The sequence below is a fragment of the Phenylobacterium sp. genome, assembly GCF_004799395.1.
Classification (GTDB): domain Bacteria; phylum Pseudomonadota; class Alphaproteobacteria; order Caulobacterales; family Caulobacteraceae; genus Phenylobacterium.
Map to the genome: position 1 here is coordinate 1 of NZ_SSMZ01000312.1, position 21,007 is coordinate 21,007.

At 67.9% G+C, this 21,007-nt stretch carries 19 protein-coding genes; 11 read left to right on the forward strand and 8 right to left on the reverse strand.

The features are described from left to right. Window positions 1-36: 36 nt before the first annotated feature. Genes E8A12_RS19905 through E8A12_RS19915 form a run of 3 tightly spaced genes read right to left on the reverse strand, consistent with a single transcriptional unit; the run spans window position 37 to window position 1,906 of the window. Window positions 37-480, reverse strand: coding sequence for a flagellar basal body protein (locus E8A12_RS19905; protein WP_293372075.1), 444 nt, complete (start codon window positions 478-480; stop codon window positions 37-39). Beyond that, entirely contained in the window at window positions 480-812 is a 333-nt protein-coding gene (locus E8A12_RS19910) for a rod-binding protein (RefSeq protein ID WP_363212547.1), read from the reverse strand. The genes E8A12_RS19905 and E8A12_RS19910 overlap by 1 nt, the downstream gene beginning before the upstream one ends. Then, entirely contained in the window at window positions 812-1,906 is a 1,095-nt protein-coding gene (locus tag E8A12_RS19915) for a flagellar basal body P-ring protein FlgI (protein WP_293372114.1), read from the reverse strand. The genes E8A12_RS19910 and E8A12_RS19915 overlap by 1 nt, the downstream gene beginning before the upstream one ends. A gap of 254 nt (window positions 1,907-2,160) precedes the next feature. Between E8A12_RS19915 and E8A12_RS19920 the strand changes: the two genes are divergently transcribed. The 3 genes from E8A12_RS19920 (at window position 2,161) to E8A12_RS19930 (ending at window position 5,284) form a co-directional block, all read left to right on the forward strand. Next, window positions 2,161-2,592 carry a flagellar assembly protein FliX gene (locus tag E8A12_RS19920; protein WP_293372077.1) on the forward strand — a complete coding sequence of 144 codons (432 nt, stop codon included), beginning with the start codon at window positions 2,161-2,163 and terminating at the stop codon, window positions 2,590-2,592. Window positions 2,593-2,685: 93 nt separating this feature from the next. Next, window positions 2,686-3,114: an RNA polymerase-binding protein DksA gene (gene dksA, locus E8A12_RS19925; RefSeq protein WP_293372079.1), complete on the forward strand. Its 429-nt coding sequence runs from the start codon at window positions 2,686-2,688 to the stop codon at window positions 3,112-3,114. Between the two features lie 106 nt (window positions 3,115-3,220). After that, the gene (locus E8A12_RS19930) at window positions 3,221-5,284 is read left to right on the forward strand and encodes an NAD(+) synthase (RefSeq protein ID WP_293372081.1); all 2,064 of its coding nucleotides are present in this window, start codon (window positions 3,221-3,223) and stop codon (window positions 5,282-5,284) included. 35 nt (window positions 5,285-5,319) lie between these two features. Here E8A12_RS19930 and E8A12_RS19935 read toward each other — a convergent pair whose 3' ends face one another. Continuing rightward, entirely contained in the window at window positions 5,320-5,916 is a 597-nt protein-coding gene (locus E8A12_RS19935) for a TIGR00730 family Rossman fold protein (protein WP_293372083.1), read from the reverse strand. Between the two features lie 92 nt (window positions 5,917-6,008). Here E8A12_RS19935 and E8A12_RS19940 point away from each other — a divergent pair, with 92 nt between their 5' ends. The 3 genes from E8A12_RS19940 to E8A12_RS19950 all read left to right on the forward strand — a co-directional run bounded on the left by E8A12_RS19940 (window position 6,009) and on the right by E8A12_RS19950 (window position 9,232). Continuing rightward, window positions 6,009-6,794: a hypothetical protein gene (locus tag E8A12_RS19940; protein ID WP_293372085.1), complete on the forward strand. Its 786-nt coding sequence runs from the start codon at window positions 6,009-6,011 to the stop codon at window positions 6,792-6,794. A gap of 95 nt (window positions 6,795-6,889) precedes the next feature. After that, window positions 6,890-8,641, forward strand: a complete 1,752-nt coding sequence (locus E8A12_RS19945) for an ABC transporter ATP-binding protein/permease (protein ID WP_293372116.1) — start codon at window positions 6,890-6,892, stop codon at window positions 8,639-8,641. A 210-nt stretch (window positions 8,642-8,851) separates the two neighbouring features. Next, complete coding sequence (locus E8A12_RS19950) at window positions 8,852-9,232, forward strand: UrcA family protein (RefSeq protein ID WP_293372087.1); 381 nt, start codon at window positions 8,852-8,854, stop codon at window positions 9,230-9,232. Window positions 9,233-9,276: 44 nt separating this feature from the next. Here E8A12_RS19950 and E8A12_RS19955 read toward each other — a convergent pair whose 3' ends face one another. From E8A12_RS19955 to E8A12_RS19965, 3 genes are all read right to left on the reverse strand, one after another. Continuing rightward, the gene (locus E8A12_RS19955; protein WP_293372118.1) at window positions 9,277-9,753 is read right to left on the reverse strand and encodes a GNAT family N-acetyltransferase; all 477 of its coding nucleotides are present in this window, start codon (window positions 9,751-9,753) and stop codon (window positions 9,277-9,279) included. Between the two features lie 62 nt (window positions 9,754-9,815). Continuing rightward, on the reverse strand, window positions 9,816-13,040 hold the full coding sequence (locus E8A12_RS19960) for an efflux RND transporter permease subunit (protein WP_293372089.1): 3,225 nt from the start codon (window positions 13,038-13,040) through the stop codon (window positions 9,816-9,818). Between the two features lie 24 nt (window positions 13,041-13,064). Then, the gene (locus E8A12_RS19965; protein ID WP_293372091.1) at window positions 13,065-14,132 is read right to left on the reverse strand and encodes an efflux RND transporter periplasmic adaptor subunit; all 1,068 of its coding nucleotides are present in this window, start codon (window positions 14,130-14,132) and stop codon (window positions 13,065-13,067) included. Between the two features lie 245 nt (window positions 14,133-14,377). On the opposite strand from E8A12_RS19965, the gene E8A12_RS19970 reads away from it, so the two are divergent. Next, window positions 14,378-14,818, forward strand: coding sequence for a VOC family protein (locus E8A12_RS19970; protein WP_293372093.1), 441 nt, complete (start codon window positions 14,378-14,380; stop codon window positions 14,816-14,818). 95 nt (window positions 14,819-14,913) lie between these two features. Beyond that, a complete protein-coding gene (locus E8A12_RS19975; RefSeq protein WP_293372095.1) occupies window positions 14,914-16,014 on the forward strand; it encodes a 2OG-Fe(II) oxygenase in 1,101 nt (366 codons plus the stop codon). Here E8A12_RS19975 and E8A12_RS19980 read toward each other — a convergent pair. Beyond that, entirely contained in the window at window positions 16,011-16,856 is an 846-nt protein-coding gene (locus E8A12_RS19980) for a hypothetical protein (RefSeq protein WP_293372097.1), read from the reverse strand. The two genes, E8A12_RS19975 and E8A12_RS19980, sit on opposite strands and share 4 nt — an antisense overlap. Window positions 16,857-17,324: 468 nt before the next feature. On the opposite strand from E8A12_RS19980, the gene E8A12_RS19985 reads away from it, so the two are divergent. From E8A12_RS19985 to E8A12_RS19995, 3 genes are all read left to right on the forward strand, one after another. After that, a complete protein-coding gene (locus E8A12_RS19985; protein ID WP_293372098.1) occupies window positions 17,325-18,698 on the forward strand; it encodes a M28 family peptidase in 1,374 nt (457 codons plus the stop codon). A gap of 295 nt (window positions 18,699-18,993) precedes the next feature. Further along, on the forward strand, window positions 18,994-19,443 hold the full coding sequence (locus E8A12_RS19990) for a hypothetical protein (protein ID WP_293372100.1): 450 nt from the start codon (window positions 18,994-18,996) through the stop codon (window positions 19,441-19,443). Then, on the forward strand, window positions 19,427-20,995 hold the full coding sequence (locus E8A12_RS19995; RefSeq protein WP_293372102.1) for an ATPase domain-containing protein: 1,569 nt from the start codon (window positions 19,427-19,429) through the stop codon (window positions 20,993-20,995). The genes E8A12_RS19990 and E8A12_RS19995 overlap by 17 nt, the downstream gene beginning before the upstream one ends. Window positions 20,996-21,007 lie beyond the last annotated feature (12 nt).

A 21,007-nucleotide genomic window follows, 5' to 3' on the forward strand; every position in this document is an offset into this window, starting at 1 on the left:
CGCCAGCCGAGGGGATGCGTCAAACGCTTGTTTGAATCAGGCGCGCTTGTTGAGCGTGATCGCTGTGGCGGCGGCGGTCGGGGTCTGCGTCCCGTTGGCGCCGTAGCTGACGCCCTTCTGCCGCTGGCTGGCGACCTCTTCGGCGATCGCCCGGACCAGGCCTTCGGTCACGGTCTTGGCGGCGCCCACCGCGCGAGCCTGACGGGCCAGGACGGCGTCGAAAGCTTCCGTGGCGCGGATCAGGCGCATCCGCTGATCGCGCGGGGCGCTGTCGACCAGGGCGGGATTGGCGCGGATGCGGGCCGACTCGTGACGGTACAGGTTGGCGAGGCGCTGGGTCTCCTCGATATAGGTCGCCGCTTCGTGGGGCTTGCGGGCCTCGAAGGCCTTGGCCTGGTCGGCCACGATGGCGGTCAGGCGGTCGGTGAGCAGGATCAGCTGCTCAACGCGCTCGAAGGTCTCGTCGGTCGGTAAGGTCATCAATGCAGCCCCTGCATCTTGAGCATCTCGCGCTGAACCGAGGCGGCCAGGCCGACGCCGCCATTGGCGACCATCTTCTTGGCGATGCCGTCGGCGAGGAACGACTTGAACATGTCGGCGCCCGAACCGCCGGTGAAGGCTTTGTCGGTCCCGTCGTCCTCATGCTCGAACATCTGGCCGATCATCACCGACAGAAATGAAGATTCGAACTTCTGCGCCGTGTCCTTGATCTGGCCGCGCTTGGCCAGTTCCGCGGCGCTGGGCGCGGCGGCGGCCGGCGCGGCCGGGGTCAGGAGATTGGCGGGGAAGGCGGCGGCGGTGAGGTCGGTCATTATTGCACCTGGATCTCGGCCTGGAGGGCCCCGGCAGTCTTGATGCTCTGCAGAATGGAGATCATGTCGCGCGGCGTGACGCCCAGCGCGTTCAGCCCGGCCACCAGCGACGACAGCGACGCGCCGCTCTTCATAGTGACGAACTTCTTGCCCTTCTCCTCGTCCACCGAAATGTCCGACTGCGGCACGATGGCGGTGGTGCCGCCTGTGGAGAAGGCGGTGGGCTGACTGACCTGGGAGCTCTCGCGCACGGTGATCGTCAGGTTGCCCTGCTGAATGGCGACGGTGGAGATGCGCACCGCCTCGCCCATCACGATCACGCCGGCCACCTCGTCGATCACCACCTTGGCGGGGGAATCGACGTCGACGGTGAGGTTCTCCATCTGGCCCACGAAGCTGACCATGTTCTGGCCAGCCGGCGGGGTGATGGCGACGATCGTCGGGTTCTGCGCCTGCGCCGTGCCGGGGAAGCGGCCGTTGATGACCTCGGCGATGCGCTGGGCGGTGGTGAAGTCGGGGTTGCGAAGTGTGAGGCGCAGCGTGGTCATGCTGGCGAACTGGAAGTTGTCGCCGTTGGTGGCGGTGTCCAGTTCGACGCTGGCCCCGCCGGCGATGCGGCCGGCGGTGGGCACGCCCTTGGTGATCGTCGAGCCCGATGCGCCCGATGCGCTCACCGAGCCGGTCTGCACCGTCCCCTGCGCCACGGCGTAGACCTTGCCGTCGGGGCCGTAGAGCGGAGCCATCACGAGGTTGCCGCCGAGCAGGCTCTTGGCGTCGCCGATCGCCGAGACGGTCACGTCGATCTTCGCGCCGGGCGCGGAAAATGGCGGCAGGTCGGCGATGACCATGACTGCGGCCACGTCCTTGGTGTTCGGCGTGGCGGCGCGGGTGTTGACGCCCAGCCGCTCCAGCGCCGACTGCAGGCTTTGCTGGGTGAAGGGCGCGTTGCGCAGGGCGTCCCCGGTGCCGGCCAGGCCCACGACGAGGCCGTAGCCGACCAGGTGGTTGCCGCGCACGCCCTCGAACTCGACGATGTCCTTGATGCGGGACTTGGCGGCCGCTGGCCCGGCGCTAAGCCCTATGGCCAGGCTCATGGCCAGAAGGAGAACGGGGGCGAGACGGAAGAAAAGTCGCATGATTTACCGGTGGCAGCTGCTTCGCGCCTCCCTATGCGATCCGCATGCCAAATCGGGCGCTCGGAAAATCCAATGAAATCAGTTTGGCGCGGCGCGCTGACGCGGCCCGATCGGCGCCGGCGGCAGATTTTGCCCGGCATTAACCATGCTGCAAGCTTGGCGGCCGACAACAGGGCGTCAAGTGTGAACCACAGGGATTTGAAGCGCGCAGCATGAAGGTCACCGGCCCAAGCGGGATCGGATCGTCCTCTGGCGCTCGCCCGGCGCGCGGCGCCGACGGCGAAGGCTTCCGAATCATCACGCCGGAGGCCGCCACCGGCGCCGCCCAAGCATCCTCCGTTTCGGCGACCCGCGGCGTCATGGGCGTCGAGGCGCTGCTGGCCCTGCAGGACGTCGGCGGGCCCCTGGAGCGCAAGCGCCGGGCCGTCCGCCGCGCCGGGCGCATCCTGGATGTGCTGGACGACATCAAGGTCGGCATGCTGGAAGGCGAACTCTCGTCTGGCGATCTCGATCGCCTGCGCCGCGCCATCCGCGACGAGCGCGAGCAGACCGAAGATCCGAATCTGGAGGCTGTGCTGGATGACATCGAGCTGCGCGCCGCCGTCGAGATGGCCAAGCTCGAGCAGGCCGCCCGTGCGGCCTAAACGCACGAGCTTTCGCGTTAAGATTGAAACCACTGTTTTGTTTGCTATAAGCCCCCCGCGTGTCTCGGGCGGCTTAGGGGGCTCGGAGTGTCCATGAAGGCATCTGCCGTGTTGGCTGATCGTCCTGGTTACCGTCCTTCCGAGGACGAAGAGTTCATGAATGAGCGTCAGCTTGAGTATTTCAGGCAGAAGCTGATTGATTGGAAAGAGGATATTCTCCGCGAATCTGGAGAGACCCTCAAACATCTACAGAGCGAAACCGAAAATCATCCGGACCTGGCCGATCGCGCCTCGTCGGAGACAGACCGCTCTCTTGAGCTGCGCACCCGCGACCGGCAACGTAAGCTGATCTCCAAGATCGACGAAGCGCTGCGGCGGATCGAGGACGGCAGCTATGGCTACTGCGAAGAGACAGGCGAGCCGATCGGCGTCGCCCGGCTCGACGCCCGGCCGATCGCCACGCTCAGCCTGGAAGCCCAGGAACGCCACGAGCGCCGCGAGCGGGTCCACCGCGACGACTGAACCGGCGTTGGGGGAAGGGCGGCTTTGCCATTCCTCAATGCCCCGCCTATATATGCTCAAAGTGAGCATTTCTCCCGGGCGCCAAATCAGGCGCTAGTGGCGGGGGATGAGAGGCGCGCCGCCCGTGACGAGACCGTTCCACGCAATCCACAGCCACGGCTTCGTACGCGTCGCGGCCTGCACCCCGGCGGTGGCCGTCGGCGACCCTAGCTTCAACGCCGCCCAGACCCTGGAACTCGCCAAGGCCGGCCATGCGCGCGGCTGCGATCTGATGCTGTTCCCGGAGCTCGGATTGTCCGCCTACGCCATCGACGATCTCCTCCTGCAGGACGCCCTCCTGAGGCAGGTTGAGGTCGAGATCGCCGGCCTGGTGGCCGAGAGCCTCGACCTCGCCCCGGTCCTGGTCGTGGGCGCGCCGCTGGAACATGCAGGCGCGCTCTACAACTGCGCCGTGGTCATCGCGCGGGGCCGGATTCTCGGAGTCGTCCCGAAAAGTTTCCTGCCTAACTATCGGGAATTCTATGAGAATCGCTGGTTCGCGCCTGGCGCGGGCGTGACCGGCCTGACCATGGAGCTGGGCGGCCAACCGATCCCCTTCGGCACCGACCTGCTGTTCGAAGCGACGGACCTGGCCGACTTCAGTTTCGGCGCCGAGATCTGCGAGGACTTCTGGTCGCCGACCCCGCCGTCCACGCGCGCCGCCCTGGCCGGGGCGCTCATCCTCTGCAACCTCTCGGCCTCCAACATCGTGGTTGGGAAGTCGGATGAGCGCGAACTGCTCTGCGCCTCGCAATCCATGCGCTGCATGGCGGCTTACCTCTATTCGGCCGCGGGCCCCGGAGAGAGCACCACCGATCTTGCCTGGGACGGCCAGGCCTCGGTCCACGAGCTCGGCCGGCTGATGGCTCAGACCGACCGTTTCCCGACCCACGCCCAGATGGCGGTGGCCGACATCGACGTCGAGCGCCTCAGGCTTGAGCGCATGCGCACGCCCACATTCAACAACGCCGCGGCGGCGGCCGGATGGCCTGAGAAGTCGTTCCGCAAGGTGCGTTTCAACCACGAGCCTTCCTATGAGGACCAGGGCCTGGAGCGTCGCCTCGACCGCTTCCCCTTTGTGCCGCACGACCCCGCGCGCCTCGATCAGGACTGCTACGAAGCCTTCAACATCCAGGTGCAGGGCCTCAGCCAGCGTCTGCGCGCCACCAAGAGCAAGACCCTGGTCATCGGCATCTCAGGCGGCCTGGACTCGACGCATGCCCTACTGGTGGCGTGCAGGGCGTTCGACGTGCTGGGCAAGCCGCGCTCGGACATCCTGGGCTTCACCATGCCCGGCTTCGCCACCAGCGAGGGGACCAAATCCAACGCCTGGGCCCTGATGAAGGCCCTTGGGGTCACCGGTCAGGAGATCGACATCAAGCCGGCCGCCCTGCGCGTCTTCGAGGACATCGGCCATCCCTTCGCCAAGGGCGAGAAGGTCTATGACGTGACCTTCGAGAACGTGCAGGCCGGCTTGCGCACCGACTATCTGTTCCGCTTGGCGAACCAGCATTCCGGCCTGGTGCTGGGCACCGGCGACCTGTCGGAGCTGGCGCTGGGCTGGTGCACCTACGGCGTCGGCGACCAGATGAGCCACTACAACGTCAACGGCTCGCTGGCGAAGACCCTGATCCAGCACCTGATCCGCTGGGTGGTGAAGACCGGCCAGATGGACGAAGGCGCGTCGGGGACCCTGCTGGCGATCCTCGAGACCGAGATCTCGCCAGAGCTGGTGCCGGCCGACGACTCGGGGGCGATCCAGTCGACTCAGGCCAAGGTTGGGCCCTACGAACTGCAGGATTTCAGCCTCTACCACATCACCCGCTTCGGGCTCAGGCCGTCCAAGGTCGCTTTCCTGGCCTGGCACGCCTGGCGAGACGCCCGCGCCGGCGATTGGCCGCCGAATTTCCCGAAGGGCGCCCGCAACGCCTACGACCTCGCCGCCATCAAGAAGTGGCTGGGGGTCTTCCTCTATCGCTTCTTCGAGATCAGCCAGTTCAAGCGCTCGGCCATGCCCAACGGGCCGAAGGTGATCTCCGGCGGCGCGCTCTCGCCCCGCGGCGACTGGCGCGCGCCCTCCGACGGTACGGCCAAGGTCTGGCTGGACGAACTGGACGCCAACGTGCCGTAGCCTTTTCCTTACCCGCGCAGCGGGAGCGACCCTGTTTAGGTCACGCTGCTAAGCATTGCGGACGAACCTGCCTTCGGACCTGCGAACAGGGCCGGGAGGATGTCAGCGACCTGGTCGACCACGGTCCAGGCGCCCATGAAAGCCGGCGGCGTCAGCTTGGCGTCGACGGTGTGCTGGAAGAGGGCGAACAGCGGCCCCCAGAAGTTGTCCGGGTTATAGAAGACAACCGGCATGGTGTGCAGGTCGAGCCGTCGCCACGACAGGAGCTCGATCACCTCTTCCAGGGTGCCGATGCCGCCCGGCAGGATGACGAAGCCGTCGGACTCCTCGAAGAACATCTGCTTGCGCTCGTGCATCGACTTGACGACCACATGCTCGACGGTCTCCAGGGCGCGTTCCTTGCCGAGCAGGAAGCCGGGAATGACGCCCAGCACCTTGCCCCCGGCGTCATGTGCGGCGCGGGCGGTGGCCCCCATCAGGCCGACGCCGCCGCCGCCATAGACCAGCCGGAGGTCCGCTTCCGCCAACGCCCGGCCGAGGTCGCCCGCCGCGCGCAGATAGGCCGGATCGGCGGCGTCGGACGAGCCGCAGAACACGCATACGGACTTCAGGCTGTGGGGCTTGCCGCCCATCGATAGAGACTCCGGGGATATTCGCGGGCCTTGTCGGCGCGCGATCTAAGCCCGATTAGCTAGGCTCAGGGTTAAGGAGTTTCAACCAAACCGTGGTTCCCGCCAAATCCACGTCCGCCGTGCTCCTGTTCGTCGCGGCCATCGCGCTCGCCGGCTGCGGATCGCGCGCGCCCGCGGCGAGACCCGAGGGGGAGGCCGCGGCCCAGGAAGCGGGCAACCTGACCCCGCCGCAGCTCGACTCGGTGCGGCCGGGGCCCACCGGGATCACGCTGGCCGGCGCGGCGCCCGCGGGGGCCAAGGTGCGCCTGGCGACGCCGGCCGGGCAGGCGAGCTTCGCCACCGCGGACGCCCTCGGCCGCTGGACGCTTGTCCGGCCCCCCGCGTCCGAGGCGCAGATCTTCGGCCTCTCGGCCAGCGAGCACGGCCGCCAGGTGCAGGCCGAAGGCTATGTGCTGGTGGCGCCGCAGGGGCAGGCGGCGCTGTTGCGGGCCGGTACGGGCGCGCTTCGCATCGATGCGCCCGCGCGGGCAGGTCTTCGCGCCATCGACTTCGACCGGGGCGGCGGCGTGGAGGTTTCCGCCCAGGTCGCGCCCGGCGCCACCGTGATCCTGCGCCTGGACGGCCGCGAGGCCGCGGAGGGCCGGGCTACCCCGGCCGGACGCTTCGCTGTGAGCCTGGGATCGCAGACCCCGATCCGCCCGGGCGCCCACCTGATCCAGATTTCCGGCGACGGCTTCGCCGACCAGGTAACGGCGCAGCTGTCGCCCGCGGCGCCCCTTGCGCAGGGGCCCGTGCGTAGCCAGCTCAACCCTGCCGGCCTGCGGGTCGACTGGATGACGCCTGGCGGCGGCGTGCAATCCACCCTTCTCGTGCACTGACGGAGCAACGGTTGGCCTTCGCCCACCCTGGAACGACCCGCCGCTTCGGCGGCGAGACCGCGCCGGCTGAGACGAGGTTCGGCTTCTGGGGCTCCATGGCCGACCTTGGCCGGCTGGTGATGCGTTCCGGCGCGCCCTATCTGCGCGTGCGGATCACCGCGGCGCTGGCGCTGGTGTTCGTGGGCAAGTTCGCCGGCGTGATTTCCCCGGTCCTGTTCGGCGACGCCATCAATCACCTCGCGCCCAAGACCGGCGCGCCGTCTCTGGCCCTGTTCATTGTCGCCGCCCTGGGGTCGTCGGCGCTGGGCCTCGCCGCGGCCTGGACACCCTATATGCGCGACGCGATCTTCTACCGCGTGTCGCAGTCGACCATGGCCAAGGCGGCCGTGGAGAGCTTTCAGCATGTCCTGGGGCTGTCGCTGGACTTCCACCAGTCGAAGCAGATGGGGACCCTTTCGCGGGTGATCGATCGGGGATCGCGGTCCACGGATTTCCTGATCCGCACCGTGGTCTTCAGCATCGGACCGACGCTGGTCGAGCTGGTGCTCGCCCTGGGCGTTATGGCGGTGAAGCTGGGCTGGACCTTCTCGGCGATCACCCTGGTGACCATCGTCCTCTATACCTTGATCACCTTCCGGATCACCAACTGGCGGCTCAGCCATCGCCGGCGACTGAACGAGACCGACAACCGCGCGGCGGGCCTCTCGGTGGATGCGCTGATCAACTATGAGACGGTGAAGACCTTCGGGGCGGAGGACCGCGCCGGCCGGGCCTATGACGACGCCATGGGCGAATACGTGGACGCCAGCGTCCAGGCCAACACCTCGCTCAACATGCTGAACGCGGCCCAGACGCTGATCATGCAGATCGGGCTGGCGGTGATGACCGTGGCGACCGGTGTCTGGGTGGTGCACGGCGACATGACCGTCGGCGGGCTCTACACCGCGACCGCGCTGCTGCGGAACCTCTATGCGCCGTTGGGCATGCTGGGCTTCCAGTACCGTGAGATCCGTCAGGCCTTCATCGACATGGAGCAGATGGTCTCCCTGCGCGACATCGCGGCCGACATCGTCGATGCGCCGGACGCCGAGGACCTGCCGCCGGCGAGCGGCCGGGGCGCCTCGGTCGCCTTCGACCACGTGAGCTTCCAGCATGACGCCCGCTCGGTGGGCCTGCGTGACGTGAGCTTCGAGACGGCGGCGGGCGCGACGACGGCGCTGGTCGGGCCCTCTGGCGCGGGCAAAACCACCGCCGTGCGCCTGGCCATGCGCCTGCTCGACCCCCAGGACGGCCGGGTGCTGATCGAGGGCCTGGACATGCGGCAGGTGAAGCAGACGTCGCTGCGCCAGGCCGTCGCCCTGGTGCCGCAGGACGTGGCCCTGTTCAACGACACGCTCTACGCCAACATCGCCTTCGCCCGACCGGGCGCGGCCAATGACGAGGTCCGCGCGGCCGCCGAGGCCGCCGAGCTCGGCCCCTTCATCGACGGCCTGCCGAACGGCATGTCGACCATGGTCGGCGAACGGGGGCTCAAGCTCTCCGGCGGCGAGCGTCAGCGGGTGGGCATCGCCCGCGCCCTGCTGGCCAATCCCCGCATTCTGATCCTCGACGAGGCGACCAGCGCCCTCGACGGGCCCACGGAGGCCGCGATCCAGGAGACCCTGCGCAAGGTCAAGGCCGGGCGAACCACCCTGGTCATCGCCCACCGGCTATCGACCATCGTGGACGCCGATCAGATCCTGGTCCTGCGCCGCGGCCGCATCGTGGAGCGCGGAACCCACGCCGAACTGCTGGCCAAGACCGGGGAATACGCCGCGCTGTGGCGCCGGCAGACGCGGGAAACCTAGGACGCCGCCCGGACCCTGCTATCCGCGCGTCAAGCTGTTCTCGGAAATTCGCGCTCGGAATTTTGTACTGAGCTGACTTTTAACGCAGGCTACCTCCAAATTCGCTCGATATCGCCCATATAGCGAGCATCGCGCCATCTTCAGGCTGCGACGCAGACACCCGACTCATCAGAAGTCGGAGACACGGAAACGCTTTTTGGGAGTGAGATCATGAACAGCAGAATCCTCGTCGCCCTCGGTTGCGCCTTCGCCCTGGCGGGCGCGGCGTCAGCCCGGGCCGCCGCCGTGAGCGAAGCCGATGCGGCGCGCGAGATCGAAAGCCTGCCGACGCAGGTCGCAATCAAATTCGGCGACCTTGATCTCGCGAGCCAGCCGGGATCGGAGGCGATGTTGCAGCGGATCAGCCATGCGGCCCTGGAGGCCTGCGGGGCATCCGGCTTCAGCCTGCCGGACTATCGCTGGGCGGTCAAAAACACGACCTGCTATCGCGGCAGCATGGACCGCGCCGTGGCCGATCTCGCCGCGCCGACCGTGACGCAGCTCTATGAGCTGCACCGGCAGTCAGCGGCCAGCGTCGCCGCGTCGAACTGACATCAATGCGACCTGACGCGTCGCGGCGGGCGCCAGGCTGAGGATCAGGAGGGAATGACCTTCCCCATCCGGGTCAGCGGCACAGGCGCTCCGCCGCGGGCGTCGACGATCTCTTCGATGGGCTGGAAACCGGCCGCCTCGTAGAGCGGGCGGCCGGACCTTGTGCCCATGAGCTCCAGGCGCTTGAACCCCTCGGCGCGGGCGGCGCCCTCGCACAACATCAGGATCAGGCGTCCGACGCCACGCCGGGCGAAATCGGGATGGGTGTACATGGCTCGCACCCTCGCCGCGTCGGTCGCGGGGTCCAGCAGAGCGGCGTCGCGGCCGGGCGAGTGGTCACCGCCATAGAGCGTGGCCCTGCGGCTCCAGCCGCCACAACCGGCGATGGCTTTGCCGTCCTCGACCACGAAATAGGTGCCGTCAGCGATCAGCTGACGGTCCAGGCCCATGATCGCGCGGCTGGCGGCGATCTGCGCCGGGGAGAGGAACCCGCGTTGCAGTTCGGAGATTGCGGCGTCCATCACCGCCTCCAGAGCCGGGATGTCGGCCGAGCCGGCCAGGCGCGAGGTCAACTCCCCCACGGCTACTCCGCGGCCCGCGGGATGTCGTAGGGCTTGGACGGCGCCGCAGGCGGAGCGCCGCCGCGGATCGTGCGCCACAGGGCGCCGAAGCGCCGCGAGGTCACCATCGGCGCGGCCAGCAGGACCGGGGTCAGGACCAGCGTCAGCAAGGTCGCGAACGACAGGCCCCAGACCACAGCCGCCGAGAGCTGAACCCACCATTCCGAGCCCGGCGCCTTGTACTCGATGTGGCCGTTGTGGAAGTTGGGGTGGATCTGGAACATCAGCGGCAGCAGGCCTACCACCGTCACCAGGGTCGTCAGAATCACCGGCCGGAACCGCTGAGCGGCGGCGCGCACCGCAGCCTCGTCTGGCGCGAAGCCCTGGCGCCGCAGCTGGTAGAAGGTGTCCACCAACACGATGTTGTGGCCGACGACGACGCCGGCCAGCGACACCACGCCGGTCCCCAGCATGATCACCGAGATGTAGTCGAAGGCGTGCAGCAGGTTCACCTGGATGGCCAGCAGCACGCCGACCGTCGACAGGATCACCGCCGACAGGGTCACGACCACGCCGTAGAAGCTGTTGAACTGCCACAGCAGGATCGTGGACATCATGAACAGGGCCGCGGCCGCGGCCCCCATGAAGAAGACGATCGCCTTGTTGCCCTCTTCGTCGGCGCCGGTGAAGCGGACGTGCACCTCAGGGTCGAGGTTCGCCTTGTCGGCGACCCACTGTTTGATCTGGCTGACCTTGAGGTTCGCGGCCACGCCCTTGGTGGCGTTGGCCTGGATCAGCACAAGGCGCTGGCCCTCGCGGCGCTGGATCTGGGTGACCTGCTGATTGGGAATGCGCTTGACGAAATAGCTGGCCGGCACCGGCCCTGAGGGCGTGGTGATCTTCAGCTGATCGAAGGCGGCCACGGTCCGCGCGTCCGTGGGGAAGCGCACGCGAATGTCGAGCTCGTCCTGCGCGTCGTCGGGGCGGAAGCGGCCCACCAGCACGCCATCGGTCATGAACTGGATCGCCTGGCCCACCGACAACACGTCGACGCCGTAGCGACCGGCCGCGACCCGGTCGACGGTCAGGTTGTACTCGATGCCGGGCGAGGTGCGGTTGTCCTCCAGGTCGATCAGCTGCGGGTCGCCGGCGAGCCTGGCCTTGACCAGGTCGGCGGCCTTGTCGAGGGCGGCGGGGTCGTGGCTGGAGAGCTGCACCTGCACCGACTTGCCGATCGGCGGGCCCTGCTGGGGCTCGCGCACCTCGACCTGCATGCCCGGCAGGTCGGCGACCCGGCGGCTGATCTCCTCGGAAATATCCTTGCCGCGGACGCCGAGCGCCTTGCGCTGCTCATACTGGTCGAACTGCACCTGGATTCGGCCGATGGCGTCATTGGGCGGCGAGTTGGGGCCGCCCACGGAGGTGATGCCGCCAGCCCGGACGTACATCGAATCCACGCCTTTCACGCCGACCAGCCGCGCCTCGACCTGACGCATCAGGCCGTCCTGCGCCTCCGGCGAGAGGTTGCCGCGCGCCTTGACGTAGACGGTCACCTCCTCGGGATCCTGGTCGAGGAAGAACTCGGTCCGGTGCGGGGTCGCCACGAACCAGGCCCCGACCACGACGATGATCGCCAGCGTCGCCAGGCAGGTCCGGCCCGGATGGCGGCCGAGATAGGACACCGCGCGCGCGTAGCGGCCCATGAAGCCCTTCATCTCGCGCGGGTCACCGTGCTCGGACTTCTCGATCTCGGCCAGGTGCTCGGCATCGACGGCGGTTGCGCGCCCGAAGATCGATCCCACCGCGGGCGTGAAGATCAGCGCCACGAAGATCGAGGCGCCCAGGACGAAGAACAGGGTCAGCGGCAGGAAGCTCATCACCTTGCCGGCGATGGAGTCCCAGAACATGAACGGCAGGAAGGCGCAGAGGGTGGTCAAGGTGCCGTTGACCACCGGCCAGAACATCCGCTTGCCGGCCGCGGCGAAAGCTTCCTCCCTGGGTAGGCCTTCAGCCATCTTCCGGTCGGCGTATTCCACCACCACGATGCCGCCATCGACCAGGATGCCGACCGCCAGCACCATGCCGAACATCACCATCTGGTTCAGGGTCACGCCCACCGCATGCATCATCAGGAAGGCGATCAGGAAGCAGACCGGGATGGCCAGACCGACGATGATCCCCTGACGGATCCCGAGGCTGGCCACGATGATCATCATCACCAGCAGGCTGGCCATCAGGATGCCGCTCTCCAGGATCGTGAGCGTGCGGCCGATGAAGTCGGAATTGTCGTAGGTGAAGTCGACCTTCACGGTCGATGGCCAGTGCTTCTGCTCGGCAGCCACGACGCTGCGGATGGTCTTCACCGTGTCGAGGATATTCGCTCCGTTCCGCTTGGTGACGTCGAGCGCCACAGCCGGCTGGCCGTTGAAGCGGGTGATGAAATCCGGCTCCTTGAACGTGCGTCGCACGTCGCCGATGTCGCCGATGGTGACGATCCGGTCGCCGCTCTTCTTGATCGGCAGAGCCAGGATGTCGGCGGGGTTCTGCACCACGCCCGGCACCTTCATGGCGAACATGCCCGCGCCTGAACGCAGAGCGCCGGCGGGCACCAGCTGGTTGTTGCGCGCGATGACGCCCGAGAGGTCGGTGGCCGTGACGTTGTAGGCCTCCATCCGCAGCGGATCGATGGTGACGTCCAGCAGCTCTTCGCGGGCGCCGCTTTCGAAGGCCTCCTGCACGCCTGGCGCGCCTTCCAGCCGTTCCTTCAGGTCCTTGGATATCCGCGCCAGCTCCCGCTCCGGAGCCTGCCCGTGCAGGACGACGCCGATGACCGGCGTGTCGGCGATGCTCTGTTCCTCGATGATCGGCGGCTCGGCGTCCGGCGGGAAACGGGCGCGCGCCAGGTCGACCTTGGAGCGCACGTCGTCCAGGGCCTTCTGCTTGGGGAAGCTCGGGTCGAATTCCAGGGTGGCCAGCGCCCCATCCTGCCGGGCGACGGCGTTCAGATGCTTCACGCCCTGGATGGTCTCGAGCTGGACCTCCAGGGGCTTGATCAACAGCCGTTCGGCGTCCTCCGGGCTCACGCCGGGGAAGGGCACAATGACGGAGATGTAGGGCAGGTCGATGTCCGGCTGCGCCTCGCGCGGCATGGCGAGGTAGGAGAAGAAGCCGAAGAGGCAGGCGATCGCGGTGACGCCCAGCACGACCTTCTTGCGCTTGATGGCTCCGTCGATCAGGCCGCCGATCATCGTCTTCCTCCCATCACGCCGGCGCTAAGGCGCGAGCGCGACACGAACCTTCTGGCCGTCGGCGACATAGGACTGGCCGACGGTGATCAATTGGACGACGCCGGAGAGGCCGGTGACCCACACTCCGTCGTGGGTCTCCTCGATGACGTCGACGGGCGCGAAGGCCACCCGGCCATCGGCTCCCACATAGCGCACGCCCTGGCGGCCCGCGGAGTCGAGGACCAGGGCCGACACGGGCACCAGGTGCGCCGGTCCCGATCCCGCGCCGATGTGCATCTCAGCCGAGAGGCCCGAACGAACGTCGAGCTTCGGGTTCGGAAGCGTCATCTCAAGGTGATAGGTGCGGGTCTGCGGGTCGGCGTCGCGGCTGACATAGCGGATCCGGCCGGTCAGCGTCTGGCCGGACACCAGGCGAGCGGTGGCCGTGGCGCCCACCCGCATCTTGGCGGCCTGGGTTTCGGGCACGTCGCCAACCACCAGCAGGGGGTTGACCTCGATCACCGTGCCGCAGGGCTGGCCCGGGCTCAGGTAGGTCCCCACCTCGGCGTCGCGATGGTCGAAGACGCCGGCGAAGGGCGCCTTGATGTTCATCTGGGCGAGCGCGATTTCGGCCTGGCGCACCGAGGCGTGGGCCGCGTCCAGGGCCGCCTGACCCTGCAGCACCTGGGTCGGCGAGCGGAAGCCCTTTTTGGCCAGCTCCTCGTTCTGCTGCACGGCCAGCTCGTAGGCCCGTTCCGCCGCGTGCGCCTGGTCGAGCGCGGCCTGGCGCGCATCGACCGCAAGGCGACAGAGCACCTGGCCCTCCTTGACGTAGGTTCCCTGCAGGACCGGAGCCTGGGCGACCACCCCGGCGGTCTCCGAGCGTACAACCACCGAGCGAGTGGCCTGGGTGCGGCCGCGCACCACGACATCATAGGGCCGCTCGGTCTCCGGGATCATCTTGGCCTGCACGCTGGGCGGGCCGACGATGGGCTTGGCCTGGGCGTGGGCGTGGGCCGGCGCGCCGAGGCTCAGCAGGCTGCGCGCGATGAAGTAGAGCGCCACCATGCCCGCGACGACGACGACAAACAGGTACTGTGGCTTCATCCGCATCAAGCTGTTCCTGGGCCCCCTACAGCTCCCCCGCGAATCAGTTACGCCCCGAGCGCGGACCCGCATCTTAGGCGGTTCCCCGGCAAGTGATGCCACCGTTACGCGAGCGCAAATGAAATCGCGGGCAGGATGGCGCCGTGGCGTTTATGACTGGTTCGCGGCTGTCCCCATTGCACCACGCGGGCGCGGCGGACGCCGCGTGACCCCGTGTCGCACAAGCTTACGATGTAAAAGGATAATCGGCTGTGAAATACCTGCACACCATGGTCCGGGTGACGGACCTCGACGCCTCGCTGGAATTCTACTGCGAAAAGCTGGGGCTGGTGGAGGCCTCGCGCATCGAGAACGCCAGCGGCCGCTTCACCCTGGTGTTCCTCTGCGCGCCGGGGGACGAGGCCGCGGCCAAGGCCCACAAGGCCCCGATGGTCGAGCTCACCTACAACTGGGACCCCGAGGCCTATCAGGGCGGGCGCAACTTCGGCCACCTGGCCTATGCGGTGGACGACATCTACGCCACCTGTCAGCGGCTGAAGGACAAGGGCGTGGTCATCAACCGTCCGCCTCGCGACGGGCACATGGCCTTCGTCCGCTCGCCGGACAACATCTCCATCGAGCTCTTGCAGGCCGGTCCGGCGCTGGCGCCCGCCGAACCGTGGGCGTCGATGCCCAATGTCGGCGTCTGGTGAGGGCCTGATCCGGAGTCGTCCGCGACATCGTCCTAACCCCGCGCTAAGCGATGCTCGCTAAGGCGACCCGCTTGAGTCGCCCATGGAGGCCCGAGATGGGCAAGATCCCGCAGGTCGGCGAACCCGCGCCGTTCTTCGCCGCCGCCACGGATGGTGTCGAGCGCTACAGTCTCGACGTTGTGGCCGGCCGCTGGATCGTGCTGATGTTCTTCGGCACGGTGGGCCAGGCCGCGCCGGCCGAGGGTCTGGCCCTCGCCCTCGAGCGTCGCGACCTGTTCAACGGCGCCGATGCGGCCTTCTTCGGGGTCAGTGTCGACCCGGCCGACCGCGCCCAGCGGGGCTTGGTCAATTCCGATCCGGGCGTGCGCTTCTTCTGGGACTTCGACCTGGCGGTGAGCCGGCTCTACGGCGCGGCGGACGATACCAACCTGCGGCCCTGCCTGTTCCTGATCGACCCGGCGTTCCGCATCGCCATGAGCGCGCCGATCGAGGCGACGGGCGTGGTGTTGGACCGGCTGGCGCGGGAACTGGCCGCCGTCCCGACGGCCGAGGCGCAGTTCGCGCCGGTGCTCACCCTGCCGCGCATTTTCGAGCCGGAACTCTGCGAGGCGCTGATCGCCTACTACCGCGCCGGCGGCCCCACGGTCTCCGGCTTCGCCAAGGATGTCGGTGGTCAGACCGTGCAGCACGTCGACACCTTCATGAAGCGCCGAAGCGACGTCCTGATCGAGGACGAGGCGGTGCTCGACGCGATCACCGCACGCCTGCGCGACCGGCTGTTTCCCATGATCCGGCGCGCCCTGGGCTGGCAGGCGCAGCACATCGAGCGATACCTGATCTGCCGCTATGGCGACGAGGAGCAGGGATTCTTTTCCCGCCACCGCGACGACGCCACCGCCGGCACGGCCCACCGCCGGTTCGCCGTCTCGGTGAACCTCAACGACGGCTACGAGGGCGGCGAGCTCCGCTTCCCGGAATTCGGCCCGCGCACCTACCGCCCGCCGGTCGGCGGCGCGACGGTGTTCGCCTGCGGCCTGCTGCATGAGGCGACGCCCGTGACCAAGGGCGAGCGCTTCGTCTTCGTGCCGTTCCTCTACGACGAGGAGGGCGCGCGGATCCGCCGGCAGAACATGTCCAAGGTCTCGGTTGAGCTGCGCGAGAGCCGCCGCGACCGGCGGGCCAAGGGCCGGCGCTAGGTCTGGCGGCCCGCGAGCCAGCGGGCGAGATTCTCGAAATAGCGATGGGTCTCGGCCAGCGCCGCCGGCGCGCGCGCGAACCCGCCGCCGGGCGCCTCGCTGACGAAGCTGGGCGCGCCGAGGCTCGGGTCCAGGTTGTAGTCGGCGAAGTGATGGAAGGTGCTCTCGGCGATCGCCGGCCCGCCTTCCTCGCTGGGCTCGAACGCCACGGCGATGTTGAACGGCCGGCCGGTCGACTGGCTGACGCCGGCGGAGATGACGCGCGCTGAAGGATGCTGGGCCGGCGCGCCTACGGCGCCCTCGTGCGGATGAGACGGCAGGCGGTCCACGCCGGTCAGCACCGGATGGCGGGCGCCGACCGCGGCGACTGTCTGGAAATCGCCGTTGGCGCCGGAATGGTAGTTCGGCCAGTCGATGTCGCGGGTCAGCTGGTCATCGCGGGCCCGACGGCTGGCGTCCGGGTCCAGGTTCTTGGAATGGAAATAGTGGGCGTCGCCGACCCCTCCCAGGGTGCAGACCGACGAGCCCAGGTCCTGATGGTCGCGGGTGACCATCAGCCCGCCGCCGCGTTTGCGGAACCGGCCGATGGCGGCGCACTCCTCGCCGGTCAGGCCGTCGCCCAGGTCCACCGCGAAGAGCCACATCTCGTCGAAGTCCGAGGTGTCGAGGCTTCCCAGCACCGGGTCGGTCTGGCCGGGCGGCGCCTCGCGATTGCGGGCCGTCACCTCGACGCCCTCCATGGCGCTCAGCACGCCCGCCAGGCGCGAAAACCGGCCGATGTGCCAGTCGTCCTCGGTGAAGGGGATGGTCGTCTGCAGCAGGATGCGGATGGGCGGGGGCATGGCTCCAAGCCTACTGCGAGGCGACGACGCGGCCAAGTTGGCGCCCAGCGACGGCGCGAGGTGGCCCCTTCATCGCATTCCGCTTTGCCGGCCGATAGGAGAAGCTACGCCTCGGGGCAGGTCACGGACAACCGGGGAAATCTATGGCGGCACGGGGCAGGAGCATCGGCTACGCGCTCTTTGCGACGATCGGCAGGGCGGCGGGCCTCTGTGGTCTGGGCGCGCTGTCGCTGATCTTTCAGGACACGGCGCTGTAGTGGGAGCCGGTCCCCGCGTCCTGGCCGCAGCACGCACTTTGGGGGCTGGATCGGGCGTGATCCTTCTGGCCAGCGGGATCATGATGGCCTTGCGCCGCACGCGGGCCCTGGGCGCTGGCATCGCCGGGGCATTCATCGGCCTGTGGGTCCTCGCCGTCAGGTCTACAGTCGGCGGCTTGACGAGGCGTCGTCGGCGGCGCACCCGGGCTTGATGCGCACCTTTCTCCTCCAGACCGCCGCGGCTTTGATGCTTGTCGCGGCGCCCGCCGCCGGCCAGGACCTCGCGTCAAAGGCCACCCAGATCCGCGATCAGGCTTTGGCGGACTCCACGGCCTGGAACGTCGTGGAGAGCCTGACCACCGAGGTCGGGCCTCGGCCGGTCGGCTCGCCGTCGATGGAGCGCGCTCGAGACTGGGGCGTCGCCAAGCTGAGGAGCCTGGGCTTCGAGAACGTGCATGTGGAAGCGTTCACGACCAGCGCTTGGTCGCGGGGCTCTGAGTCGGCGGAAGTGGTGGGCCCCTGGCCGCAAAGGCTCAACATCCTGGGGCTCGGCAATTCCAGCCCGACGCCGACGGGTGGCCTCACCGCGCCGATCGTCCTCTTCCACACCTACCGCGAGATGCTGGCCCAGCCGCCCGGGTCGTTGGCGGGAAGGATCGCCGTCGTCACCGAGCGCATGACCCGCACCCAGGATGGCTCAGGCTATGGCGGCATCAATGCGAACCGCACCCAAGGGCCGACTGAGGCGGCGAAACGGGGCGCTCTGGCCTATCTCGTCCGTTCGCTCTCGACCGACGACACGCGGCTTCCGCATGCGGGTTCGTCCACCGCGGCGGGAATCCCAGCCGCAGCGCTCTCGACGCCCGACGCGGAACTGCTGGAGCACATGGCGGCGCGCGGCCAACCGGTGGTCGTCAAGCTGAACTTGGCCTCATCGCTGAATCCGGCCGCACCGGCCTGGAACGTGGTGGGTGAGATCCGCGGCAGCGCGACGCCGGAGGAGATCGTCCTGATCGGCGGCCACCTGGATTCCTGGGATCCCGGCACCGGCGCGATCGACGACGGCGCTGGCGTTGCAATCGGCGTCGCAGCCGCCAGGCTTGCCGGGCAGGGGCGGCCGAAGCGGACCCTTCGCGTGGTGATGTGGGGTTCGGAAGAGCAGTCCGGCAGCGGCGCGGCTTATGCCGCTGCGCACATCGCGGAAATCAGCAAGATGGCGCTGGTCAGCGAAAGCGATTCCGGCGCCGGTCTGATCTGGAGCATCAGCCTGCCGCCAGGCTCGGACGGGGCGCCGCCGATGAAGGCGTTCCTGGGCGCCATCGGACCGCTAAAGGTGATCGTCAGCCGCACGCCGCCGGAGGAGGGCGGCTCCGACATTCGTGGCCTGATCGACGGCGGCGCGCCGTTTGTGGACTTCCATCAGGATGTCTCGCGGTATTTCGACCTGCACCACTCGGCCGACGACACCCTGGACAAGATCGAGCCCAAGGAACTGGCCCAGAATGTCGCGGTGTGGGCGAGCTTCCTCTACACGGTCGCCAACAGCGACATCGATTTCCGCAAGGCAGCCAAAGCCGCGAAATAGGCGCCGGCCAAACCGGCGGGGCGGTGGAGGCGAAAGGTACGCGCGATCCCCGCGCCAGCGTGCCAGCTGGCTACCCGCCAAAGGTGAGGTTCGTCCGCTCGAATGTGGCCCGCATGCGGGCCTGGACCCAGCCGGCGCTCGAAGCCTGGCTGAGAAAAATCGGGACCAGCGCGATCCAACTCTGGAACGGCCAGGGTGGTCAGGCATTCGTCTACGGGACGACCAGAGAGTACGGCGAGTTCCCGCGGTCCTAACCTTGGCGCGAGCCTGTCGCACGCCAGCCCGTAAGGCGAAAATGGACCGAGCCACTCCGCAGACGCGGAGTATCGCCGAGCGCCTCATCGTCATTGAGACCTTGAGGAACGCCTCTCCAGAGGCAGCGGTCGCGGTGGCTTTCCCCGCCATCGACAAGCTGCGTCCGCATCTGGCGACATTGATGGGCAGTGGTGGTGTCCGCGCGCTTGTCGGACGCTCGCTGGCGCTGGCCACGACGGAAGTCCCCTGGCTGCGCGCGGTGCAGGTGGACACGGCCGGAAACCTGGAGCGGTTGGTGGCGCTTCGCGGCCACCTCGATCCAGCTGAATTTCTCGAAGGCAGAGTCGTCCTGCTGGCCCGGCTGCTTGGACTTCTGGTGGCCTTCATCGGGCCGAGTTTGACATCACGCCTGGTGGGCGAAGTTTGGCCGCAAGTCCCACCGAAAGACCGGGATTTCGGCAAGGAGCAAGACCGTGAAAAAGCCAAGTAAGAAGGCGAAAACCGCCTTGCCGAAGGCTGTCGAGCGCCGCTCGGCGAGGGTCAAGATTCTCGACCTGCCGACCGGCGTGCGTGGGCTCGACGAGATTCTCGGCGGCGGGGTCCCGGAGTTCTCCTTCAACCTGATCGGCGGCTCGCCCGGGTGCGGGAAGACCACGCTGGTGCACCAGCTCGCCTTCGCCAATGCGACGCCCAAGCGGCCGGCGCTCTACTTCACGGTGCTCGGGGAACCGGTGATCAAGATGCTGCGCTACCAGCAGCAGTTTTCGTTCTTCGACGATGCCAAGGTCGGCGAAGCCGTGCGGTTCATCAACCTCTCCGACCTGGTGCTGGAGATGGACCTGAACGCGGTGCTGGAGGAGATCATCGCGCAGGTCACGGCCGCCAACGCGGGCGTGGTGGTGGTGGATTCCTTCCGCTCGCTGGCGCGCAAGGTGACGAGCGCCGTCGGCGAGCTGGAGGTGCAGTCCTTCATCCACCGCCTGAGCCAGTTCCTGACCAGTTCGGAGGCGACGACCTTCCTGGTGGGCGAATACGTTCCGGAGGAGATCCGCGACAATCCGCTGTTCACCATGGTCGACGGCATCCTGTGGCTGTCACAGGTCACCGAGCGGAACTCCGTGGTGCGCAAGCTGCAGGTCATGAAGCTGCGCGGCCAGGCCTCGGTGCCCGGCCTGCACACCATCCGGATTACCGATGACGGCCTACAGGCCTTCTCGCGCACCCTGGGACTGGAGATCGCCAAGCCGCGGCCGTCGAAGCGTAAGCGGCTTTCCGTCGGCATCTCCGAGCTGGATCAGATGCTGGGCGGCGGGGTCATCGAGGGCGACAGCCTGCTGGTGGCCGGGCCGTCTGGCACCGGCAAGTCGGCGCTTGCGACGCAGTTCATCGCCGAGGGCCTGCGCCAAGGCGAACCGGGGATCATGGTGATCTTCGAGGAGCGGCCTGACGGCTACATCCAACGGGCAGAGGCTTTCGGCTTGAAGCTCGCCGCGGCCGAAAAGAAGGGGACCCTGGAGACCCTCTACCTGCGTCCGCTCGACCTTTCCGTGGACGAGACCATGCTGGCGATCCTCGACGCGATCAAAAGGGTCGGGGCCAAGCGGGTGGTGATCGATTCCCTGGTCGGATTCGAGATGGCGCTGGCGCCAGGCTTCCGCGCCGACTTCCGGGAGTCGCTCTACCGGATGATCGGGGCGCTCACCGGCGCCGGGATCACCATCCTGTCGACCGTGGAGGTGGAGGACAATTTCACCTCGCTGCAGTTCAGCCACTACGCGATCTCGTTCCTCACCGACGACATCGTGCGGCTGCGCTACGTGGAGATCGACGGTCAGCTTCGAAAGACCATGGTGGTCATCAAAATGCGCGGCGGCAACCACAGCAAGGACATCCGGGAATACGTCATCACCAATAGAGGCGTGGTGGTCATTCACCCGCGGCGCACCGACTACAGCAAGCTGAGCACCGGGATTCCCAAGCGGACCGGCCCACGGCGGGCGCAGGCAAACGAAATCCCACCGGAGGCGAAGGCAATCGACTAGGGTCGCCCGCTT

Bases quoted from the DNA above. Each gene is read 5' to 3' on its own strand.
- E8A12_RS19950 (WP_293372087.1), top strand. From the start codon at position 8,852: ATGAACAGCAGAATCCTCGTCGCCCTCGGTTGCGCCTTCGCCCTGGCG.
- E8A12_RS19915 (WP_293372114.1), bottom strand. From the start codon at position 1,906: ATGAGCCTGGCCATAGGGCTTAGCGCCGGGCCAGCGGCCGCCAAGTCC.
- E8A12_RS19910 (WP_363212547.1), bottom strand. From the start codon at position 812: ATGACCGACCTCACCGCCGCCGCCTTCCCCGCCAATCTCCTGACCCCG.
- E8A12_RS19955 (WP_293372118.1), bottom strand. From the start codon at position 9,753: ATGGACGCCGCAATCTCCGAACTGCAACGCGGGTTCCTCTCCCCGGCG.
- E8A12_RS19980 (WP_293372097.1), bottom strand. From the start codon at position 16,856: ATGCCCCCGCCCATCCGCATCCTGCTGCAGACGACCATCCCCTTCACC.
- E8A12_RS19905 (WP_293372075.1), bottom strand. From the start codon at position 480: ATGACCTTACCGACCGACGAGACCTTCGAGCGCGTTGAGCAGCTGATC.
- E8A12_RS19960 (WP_293372089.1), bottom strand. From the start codon at position 13,040: ATGATCGGCGGCCTGATCGACGGAGCCATCAAGCGCAAGAAGGTCGTG.
- E8A12_RS19945 (WP_293372116.1), top strand. From the start codon at position 6,890: ATGGCCGACCTTGGCCGGCTGGTGATGCGTTCCGGCGCGCCCTATCTG.
- E8A12_RS19975 (WP_293372095.1), top strand. From the start codon at position 14,914: ATGGGCAAGATCCCGCAGGTCGGCGAACCCGCGCCGTTCTTCGCCGCC.
- E8A12_RS19990 (WP_293372100.1), top strand. From the start codon at position 18,994: ATGGACCGAGCCACTCCGCAGACGCGGAGTATCGCCGAGCGCCTCATC.
- E8A12_RS19935 (WP_293372083.1), bottom strand. From the start codon at position 5,916: ATGGGCGGCAAGCCCCACAGCCTGAAGTCCGTATGCGTGTTCTGCGGC.
- dksA (WP_293372079.1), top strand. From the start codon at position 2,686: ATGAAGGCATCTGCCGTGTTGGCTGATCGTCCTGGTTACCGTCCTTCC.
- E8A12_RS19985 (WP_293372098.1), top strand. From the start codon at position 17,325: ATGCGCACCTTTCTCCTCCAGACCGCCGCGGCTTTGATGCTTGTCGCG.
- E8A12_RS19930 (WP_293372081.1), top strand. From the start codon at position 3,221: ATGAGAGGCGCGCCGCCCGTGACGAGACCGTTCCACGCAATCCACAGC.
- E8A12_RS19920 (WP_293372077.1), top strand. From the start codon at position 2,161: ATGAAGGTCACCGGCCCAAGCGGGATCGGATCGTCCTCTGGCGCTCGC.
- E8A12_RS19965 (WP_293372091.1), bottom strand. From the start codon at position 14,132: ATGCGGATGAAGCCACAGTACCTGTTTGTCGTCGTCGTCGCGGGCATG.